Source organism: Enterovibrio norvegicus, from assembly GCF_002876705.1.
Lineage (GTDB): Bacteria > Pseudomonadota > Gammaproteobacteria > Enterobacterales > Vibrionaceae > Enterovibrio > Enterovibrio norvegicus_B.
Genome location: NZ_MDAG01000050.1, coordinates 1 through 8,261, shown reverse-complemented (window position 1 = coordinate 8,261; position 8,261 = coordinate 1). Strand labels below are relative to the sequence as shown.

Below are 8,261 nucleotides of genomic sequence, written 5' to 3'. Positions count from 1 at the left end.
GTGAGGTGAAGCAGAGAGTAAATCAACATTGAACCGTGGCCGTTCGACAGCACGAAACGGTCGCGGTCAGCCCACTCAGGGTTTTGCGGGTTGTGGTTCAGGTGGTCACGCCACAGTACTTCGGCGATGTCAGCCATACCCATTGGGGCACCTGGGTGACCAGAGTTTGCTTGTTGTACACCGTCCATGCTTAGCGCACGGATCGCATTGGCAAGGGTTTTACGTTCCATCTTGGGCTTACCTTAACTATGAATTTCAGACCTGATATCAATCAACAGAATGATATAAGAAATAAGAGAGCGGCAATAGCCGCTCTCGAAAATGTCTTTTGTTAGATTTAGAGTTTCTCGCGAATGGTCACTTCTAACTTGCCTTGGTCGACAGCGAAGTTGCGAATACCCTCTGCTAATTTCTCTACGGCCATTGGGTCTTGGTTATGTTCCCACAAGAACTCTGCATGGCTCATTGCCGCTGGGCGTTGTTGAACTTCTACGTCATCAGACAATTTCTGAACCACGTCGCCTTCTGCATCAGAAAGCTCTTGCAGCAGTTGTGGGCTGATGGTTAGGCGGTCACAACCTGCCAGTTCCAAAATTTCGCCTGTGTTACGGAAGCTTGCGCCCATGACTACAGTGTTGTAACCGTGAGTTTTGTAGTATTCGTAAATTTTAGAAACAGACAATACGCCTGGGTCTTCCGCAGGTGCAAAGTCACGGCCTTCGGCAGCTTTGTACCAGTCCATGATGCGACCAACGAAAGGAGAGATAAGGTAAACACCTGCCTCTGCACATGCGCGTGCTTGAGCAAATGAGAACAACAGTGTCAGGTTACAGTTAATGCCTTCTTTCTCTAGCACTTCTGCGGCACGGATACCTTCCCACGTTGATGCCAGCTTGATCAGGATACGATCGTTGCTGATACCCGCTTCGTTATACATGCTGATCAGTTTGCGTGCTTTTGCCACGCTGCCTTCGAAATCGTAAGACAAACGTGCGTCAACTTCTGTTGAGATGCGGCCAGGAATCACGTTAAGGATTTCTTTACCAATGTTAACGGCAAGGCGGTCGCCTGCGTCAGCAACTTGCTGCTCAGTGTCTTGACTCATCGCTTTCGCGTAAGCGATCGCGTCGTCAATTAACGGCGCATATTCTGGGATGTCGGCAGCTTTAAGAATAAGAGAAGGGTTCGTGGTGGCATCTTGTGGTTGATATTTCGCAATTGCATCAATATCACCCGTGTCAGCAACGACTGTTGTGAGCTTGCGTAGTTGTTCCAATTTCGTGCTCATCTTTTAAACCTTTTTTGTCTTGAGTTTCACTATGGCAGCGACGCTACCAGTAGGTGCTCAGTGCTCCTGTAACCCGCGGTCTACAAGGGGGTAGACGCTTGGATGAACAAATGTATCGAGCGTGAGCAAATGATAGGGTCATATTTGTGTTTTTACGCGACAAAGTCAACGATCTGATCGGATAAATCTCACTTCGATCTCACACGCTTTTCGCGTAGTAACGGATTGTGTTGAATCTGTGACAGAGTCTTAGTTTCACTTCTGGAAGCAAGCTAACGTACTTTGGTTGATACAACACACCGTACTGAATTTTTCTTTTTGGTCACCGTTTTTCGTTTCTTGTCTTTGTTGCTTTTGGTCCCACACCCAACAAAATGAGGGTGTATAGGGCAGCGAAAGTCACGAAGCGTTATTCATTATCGACCATATTTAGCAGTGCCATCGCACAACTTGCACTTGTGGCAAGTACATCAATGGTACCTGTTTTTAACGCACCTAAAATCGACAGTGCTTTACGGCTTTCACTTGCCATCGCAATGACATTTGGGATACGTGTTAAGTCGCTCATTTCTAAGCCAACAACGCGATCTCGCATCAATGTATTGGCGCGACTACCATCCAGTTTGAAGAAATCAAAGCCGCCAATATCGCCAACAATGCCATCATTAACGCGTGCTTCGACAAACTCTTTTGCAGAAAAGCAGCCCAACTTCACCATATGGCTGTTCTCGTCCATGTCACCAATACCTACTAACGCGAACTCCGCTTTTCTCGCCTGATTCAAGGTTTCATTGATGTTGGGATGATTCAGAAAAACATCACGAATCTCAGGGGTATCAACGTATGCAGGGGCATATAGGGTCTCACTGCTGCCCCCAAATTTCTTCGCAAGGCGGCGGCAAATATGATCGGCGTTAATGATGTCGCCGCTGCGGTGCGTTCCACCAATGGCGCATACAAAGCGTGCATTACGGTGGGAGACAATGCCGGGGTGATCAGCCACAGCCGCTACGTTTTGACCCTGGCCAACAGCAACCACCATCCCGTCTTGTAAATTGCCATCGATGAAAGAAGACACCAGTGTAGCAACTTGTGTGCGTTGTTCTTGAACACTTGGTTGATCAAGTGCAATCAAGGCACGTTTGAGCGAAAAACGGGCCATTAAACGCTGTTCGAGTTGTGCGCTGTGGACGGGGTGGAACTTCACACTGATTTCAACAATGCCTTCCTCGCGAGCTCGGCGGAGTAGACGACTGACTTTCGCACGGCTGATACCGAATTTTTTTGATATCTCTTCCTGCGTGGCATTTTGCTGATAATAGAGAATGGCGATTTCAGTGAGAAAGTTGGTGTCATCAAGCAAGCTTTCGAAGTTGCTACTCAATGTGCGGGTCGTGTTCATGGGGACATCCTGAAAAGATTTAACGCGAGCAGTGTACGTTGAACCCTTTCTATGAACAAATGTTCATGTGTCGGGCATGTGTTCAGTCACGCTTTTAACCTTTTTCTGTGAACTTTTTAAGTCAAGTCCATGCCATGTTTGTAAAAATGGTCATTCGTATCTAGATTAAAACATAGCGATTAAATGCGCGGATACACGATAGGACAATAGATTTCGCTGAAACTCATTCAAACAGGCTTTTTAAAAAAGCCTGAATAAAAAAAGAGTAGGGCGGTTAGGTACAGAGTTCGGTTGGTTTTCTCAGAAAAGTTGTCTCGATAATGTGGTTCGTAGGCCGCACGGGACAGTTATGTTTGCTGAGAAGCCCGATATTTATCTGTCAGGGTGGCTAGATGAAATTTCAATCGCTTGTTCCAAACAAGATGTTATGGATAGCATCGACGTTGTTTGTTGTAGTGCTTTTTGTTGCAGCAGGCGTTCGATACATCAATTTCTTTCCAACATTAACATCCCAAGGCAAAGATCTCAGCGTTGCATATAGCTACTTTATAGACAGCTCAAACAGCCATGTTTTGAGTTATGTGCGAAAAGCGGCCATTTTCAGAAACATTGAAGATCCGAAAGAAATTCCTTGGCAGCTTGGAAAGAAATCGTATTGGATCAAGCTAGAAGTCGATAACCTTCTTTCTGAACATCGTCATATGTCATTGTATTTCGATACACCGATGATCGACAAACTTAGCATTTACCAATTCAATGTTGAGGGCCAAGAAACGCAACAATGGTCGTTAGGCGACAGCAGCCAACGCGATTACAGAATGGGTGATATGCCCCCTGCCATTCATTTTTCCCTCGATGGTTTCGAACACACCACGCTGTATATGCAGGTCTATTCTACGGGTATCCCAGTGATGCCGATTTGGATCCTGGAACAACACGAATTCCACCTATTGACCCAACTTCTCCATACTCTTTGGGGTGGCTTCATTGCCATCATGTTGTTAGTGGCAATATACACTGCTGCCGTGTATGTCTCGTTGAAGGAGCGGGTTTACGCTGTCTATGTCGGCTATGTTCTGACAGCACTGCTTCAATTAGGGGCGATTCACGGCTTTGGTATTTATCTTTTCCCTTCGAGCGTTCAACTTCTCCTCAGTAACAATATTGTCGCACTGACATTTGGGCTGTTCTGGTTCTCTTTGTTGTTTGCGCACCTTTACTTGCGTGTGCACAAATCGAACTCCCTATTACGTCAGGTTGTGCACTACGGACTGTGGGTGCTGGCCGGCTTGATGGGCATGTCTTTGTTCTTACCAGAACACATCGCAGGTACGTTCTTGATCGCTATGCAGCCGATGTTTTACGGGCTCATTGGTACCTTGGTATGGGTACGCTGGCAAAAAGGTCATAACTGGGGGCGCATGTTTATCATGTCGTGGTTACCATTGGTGATTGCGGGCGTGTTCCCGCCGTTGCTGGCGACTGGCGTGATCGAATACACCTTGTTCAGCCGTTATGCCTTCATGATGGGCACAGTACTGGCGGTGCTGTTTATGGCGCTTGCTCTGGGTGAGCGTTTTCGACAGCAGCGTCGTGAGTCGGTTTATCAACTGACCCATGATGAAACGTCGTTGCTGCCAAACCTCAATGTCATGTCGTTTGCCGTGTCGAACCTGATTGCGAGAAACCGCGAATTTACCCTCTGTTGTTTCCAGATTGATCGTTTTTCAAGCTTATCGCTTTACATGTCGGAAGATGAAAAGCGCTACTTCGTCGGTGAGATTTGTTCGCGCTTACGCAGCGCTCTGGATAGCGATAATGTGAGTGTGTTGGAAACGACGTTTGATAAACATCATCGTCTGGCGAGCTTAAAAGAAGGCAAGTTCGGATTTATCATTCTTTCTACGGATGCGGAGAAAGTAAAATTACTGGTGTCTTCCATGCTTGATGAGGTGGATAGCTACATCGAATTGAACGCTTTTGGTATTCGCATTCAAGGCTCCGTGGGCACGAGTTGCTTCCCGAAAGACGGTAAAAATGCAGACTTACTGATCAACAAATCGTTCCAAGCGGTAGAAGACAGTAACCCCTGCGACAAGAAAATAAACGCGTACGATTCGCTGAAAAATTTCAACCGCACCATGAACATGTCGTTGGTGGCGGATCTGAAAAAGGCGATTGATAACGACACATTAGAACTCTACCACCAGCCTCAAGTGGATTTACGTACGGGATCTATTCATGGCTCAGAAGTATTGCTTCGTTGGGATCACCCTAAGTTTGGGCAAATTTCTCCGGAAGTGTTCGTTAAGCTGGCGGAAGAAGTGGGCATGATTAATGACCTCACCATGTGGGTAATTCGCCGTGCGTTCTTCCAGCAAAGCAAGCTCATGGATCAAGGCTTTAATCGTCGCTTGTCTATTAACGTGAGTGCCACGGACATTGCGATTCCTAATCTCGTTGACCGTATTGCTGATATTGCCGATTCTTACAGCGTGCCAACAGGGTTGCTTTCCTTGGAGCTGACCGAGTCGACCATGGTGTCTGATTATGAGCGTTTGCATGAAGTGATTGATAAGTTGTCACAGCGCGATATTGAAGTCTCGATTGATGACTACGGTACGGGGTATTCCTCCCTGACGTATCTTTCACAATTACCGTTTACCGAATTGAAAATCGACAGAAGCTTTATTCACTCGCTCACCAGCAGTCCGCGTAAACAAAACATTGTTCGTGCTACCACGGAAATGGCGAAATCACTGGGTTTGATGGTCGTCGCGGAAGGGGTGGAAGACCTAGAAACTGCGTCAGTGCTGAAACGTTACGGTGTCGATATCGCGCAGGGGTATCACTATTCTCGTGCGTTGAGCTTCAACCAGTACATGAATTACATGAGGCGAACCAGTCACCAAGTGCCGCTGGGGTCTAACCGCTCACGCAAGCTTGGCTCTTAGCCATACCGATTTGTTTTCCATCACTTTACACACAAGAAGGGCGTGAATGGTATTCACGCCCTTCTTTATGATCGGTATGTTTGGTTCTCTGACTGGTGCTAGTCAGGATAATAAATTGCCCCTAATCGACAAGGTCGGGATGCCCCAGTGACCTCGGGCAAATTCCCCGGTTTCCCTTCAATCGCCTGTTTTGCCAGCCATGCAAACGCCAGCGCTTCGAGGGAATCACCATCAATGCCTTTGGCATCGGTTGGCATTACTTGCCAACGTGGTAACAAATCTTGCAGTGAAGCCATCAATGCCGCATTTTGCGCGCCACCGCCACACACGAGCAATTCGCCTTCGCTAATGGATTTCACATCGTTTGCAATTGACGTAGCGGTGAATGCCAACAACGTGGCTTGCACGTCTTCGGGCGAGACGGCTTCATCTAACAATGCTAATTGCGCATTTAGCCAACCTTGGTGGAACAATTCACGGCCTGTGCTTTTGGGTGCAGGCAGATCAAAATAAGGCTCGCTGAGCATTTGTTCAAGCAATGAACGATTGATCGTTCCTGACGCTGCCCATTCGCCATCATGGTCATAGGCTTTGCCTTTGTGAAGGTTAATCCAACTGTCCATCAGCATGTTGCCAGGGCCAGTATCAAAACCCACGACGGGTTTATTTGGCTCAATCACAGATATATTCGCGATACCGCCAATGTTCAACACAACGCGGCTGGTTGTTGCATCTGCAAATAATGATTGGTGAAAAGCAGGCACCAAAGGCGCACCTTGACCGCCAAGCGCCATGTCTTTACGCCTAAAATCCGCGACGGTTGTTATGCCCGTCAATGCGGCAATCAGATTGGCGTCGCCCAATTGCATGGTGAAGGGCATGGGTCCGTTGGGTTTATGGAACACGGTTTGGCCATGACACCCAATGGCAAGGACATCGTTCGGATCTAATCCCGTCTCGGCGAGGAAGCGATTTACTGTTTCTGCGTAGGTTTTCCCTAGAAAATGATCGATGGTGCCAATTTCTTCCAGCGTAATCGGCTCACCTTGGCTTAAACCGATGAGTTTGCTTTTGAGCGCATCAGGAAACGGATACATCGCTTTATGAAAAAGCGCGGGTGCTGATGCCGAAAAGTCCGCAGCGACAATGTCGATGCCATCTAAACTGGTGCCGGACATGATGCCAATATAAGTGCCCATCGTATGCCTCTTGAAGAGCCTGAATGAATAGCGATGATTGCTATACCCAAACAACTTGAAGATGCAGGATTCAGCGAGCATCTTCAGGTTGTTTGGGCATAAGTCTCTCATAGCGAAAAGAATTCAGATATCAAATTCGTGCTTCGGGTTTTCTACCGTGTGCGTATCAGCGTAATATGGCCGCAATCTGGCAGAGAAACTGCCGAACACAGCGAAAACAGGAGAGCACCATGGGCCCATTGTGGGTTGATGTTGAAGGATACGAGCTAGACGCGGAAGATCGCGAGCTTTTGGAACATCCTACCGTTGGCGGCGTGATTTTATTTGCGCGTAATTATCATGACAGTGAGCAATTGGCAGCATTAACGGCGTCTATGCGTAAAGCCGCCAAGCGTCCGTTGTTGATTGGTGTCGATCAAGAAGGCGGTCGCGTTCAGCGTTTTAGAGAGCATTTCTCTTTGATTCCGCCTGCACAGTCTTATGCAAAAATGCCGAATGGCGAAAACATGGCGCGTGAATCAGGCTGGTTGATGGCGGCTGAATTGATGGCGCATGACATTGATATCAGTTTTGCCCCTGTGCTTGACCGTGGCTTCGATTGCAAAGCGATCGGCAGCCGTGCGTTTGGTGAAGACAACAACACCGTGATTCGTTTTTCTACCGCATTCATGCAAGGCATGAAAGAGATAGGCATGGCGACAACGGGTAAACACTTCCCGGGCCACGGTGCGGTGCTGGCTGATTCGCATGTCGAAAGCCCTGTGGATGAGCGAAGCGACTTGTTCGAACAAGACATGGCAATATTCAAAGCCCAAATCGATGCGGGTGTGTTGGATGCCATGATGCCCGCCCATGTTATTTACCCGAATTATGACGCGTTACCGGCGAGCGGCTCCCCATACTGGCTCAAAACTATTTTGCGCAAACAGCTTGGTTTTAACGGTATCGTGTTCTCAGACGATTTAAGCATGGAAGGTGCATCTGTGATGGGTAGCCCTGCTGAACGTAGCCAGCAAGCGCTAGACGCGGGTTGTGACATGCTGTTGCTGTGTAATAACCGTCAATCTTCGATCGAAGTGTTGGACAACATCGCCATCAGCGACGTTCCACAAGCCGCGACCTTGCTGAAGAAAACCCAATTCTCGGTGAAAGAGCTGAAAGCGTCGTCAAAATGGCGCCAAGTTCAGCAACGCGTCGCCGCGTTTGGGGCAGAATGGCAAGAGAAGAATAGCTAAGATCTAGACGCGAAAAGCGAGATTGCGAGATTCGAGATTCGAGGAAGAGCAGAAAAAGCAGGACGAGCAAAAGCGAGAGAGAAACCCAGGATTCAAATAAGCGGTAGTGACGTGAGAATAACATGTTTAGTACTTGCTTTCTCTTAACCGCTTTTACCATGAGTCTGCTCTATCTGCTCTATC

5 protein-coding genes and 1 pseudogene are annotated in these 8,261 nt (G+C 47.8%); 2 read left to right on the top strand and 4 right to left on the bottom strand.

The genetic code is table 11. The features are described from left to right. The 3 genes and pseudogenes from BCT27_RS19390 to BCT27_RS19380 form a co-directional block, all read right to left on the bottom strand. A pseudogene (locus BCT27_RS19390) lies at positions 1-230 on the bottom strand (transketolase); the annotation flags it as partial. A gap of 107 nt (positions 231-337) precedes the next feature. Further along, positions 338-1,288, bottom strand: a complete 951-nt coding sequence (gene tal, locus BCT27_RS19385; RefSeq protein ID WP_102315990.1) for a transaldolase — start codon at positions 1,286-1,288, stop codon at positions 338-340. 409 nt (positions 1,289-1,697) lie between these two features. Continuing rightward, entirely contained in the window at positions 1,698-2,690 is a 993-nt protein-coding gene (locus BCT27_RS19380) for a sugar-binding transcriptional regulator (RefSeq protein ID WP_102315991.1), read from the bottom strand. 392 nt (positions 2,691-3,082) lie between these two features. On the opposite strand from BCT27_RS19380, the gene BCT27_RS19375 reads away from it, so the two are divergent. After that, positions 3,083-5,644: a putative bifunctional diguanylate cyclase/phosphodiesterase gene (locus BCT27_RS19375; RefSeq protein ID WP_102396520.1), complete on the top strand. Its 2,562-nt coding sequence runs from the start codon at positions 3,083-3,085 to the stop codon at positions 5,642-5,644. A gap of 98 nt (positions 5,645-5,742) precedes the next feature. On the opposite strand, the gene BCT27_RS19370 is transcribed toward BCT27_RS19375, so the two are convergent. After that, positions 5,743-6,843, bottom strand: coding sequence for an anhydro-N-acetylmuramic acid kinase (locus tag BCT27_RS19370; RefSeq protein WP_102396519.1), 1,101 nt, complete (start codon positions 6,841-6,843; stop codon positions 5,743-5,745). 230 nt (positions 6,844-7,073) lie between these two features. On the opposite strand from BCT27_RS19370, the gene nagZ reads away from it, so the two are divergent. Further along, positions 7,074-8,078, top strand: coding sequence for a beta-N-acetylhexosaminidase (gene nagZ, locus BCT27_RS19365; RefSeq protein ID WP_102396518.1), 1,005 nt, complete (start codon positions 7,074-7,076; stop codon positions 8,076-8,078). Positions 8,079-8,261 lie beyond the last annotated feature (183 nt).

Excerpts from the sequence above, each read along its gene's own strand:
- tal (WP_102315990.1), bottom strand. The coding sequence starts at position 1,288 with ATGAGCACGAAATTGGAACAACTACGCAAGCTCACAACAGTCGTTGCT.
- BCT27_RS19380 (WP_102315991.1), bottom strand. The coding sequence starts at position 2,690 with ATGAACACGACCCGCACATTGAGTAGCAACTTCGAAAGCTTGCTTGAT.
- BCT27_RS19375 (WP_102396520.1), top strand. The coding sequence starts at position 3,083 with ATGAAATTTCAATCGCTTGTTCCAAACAAGATGTTATGGATAGCATCG.
- BCT27_RS19370 (WP_102396519.1), bottom strand. The coding sequence starts at position 6,843 with ATGGGCACTTATATTGGCATCATGTCCGGCACCAGTTTAGATGGCATC.
- nagZ (WP_102396518.1), top strand. The coding sequence starts at position 7,074 with ATGGGCCCATTGTGGGTTGATGTTGAAGGATACGAGCTAGACGCGGAA.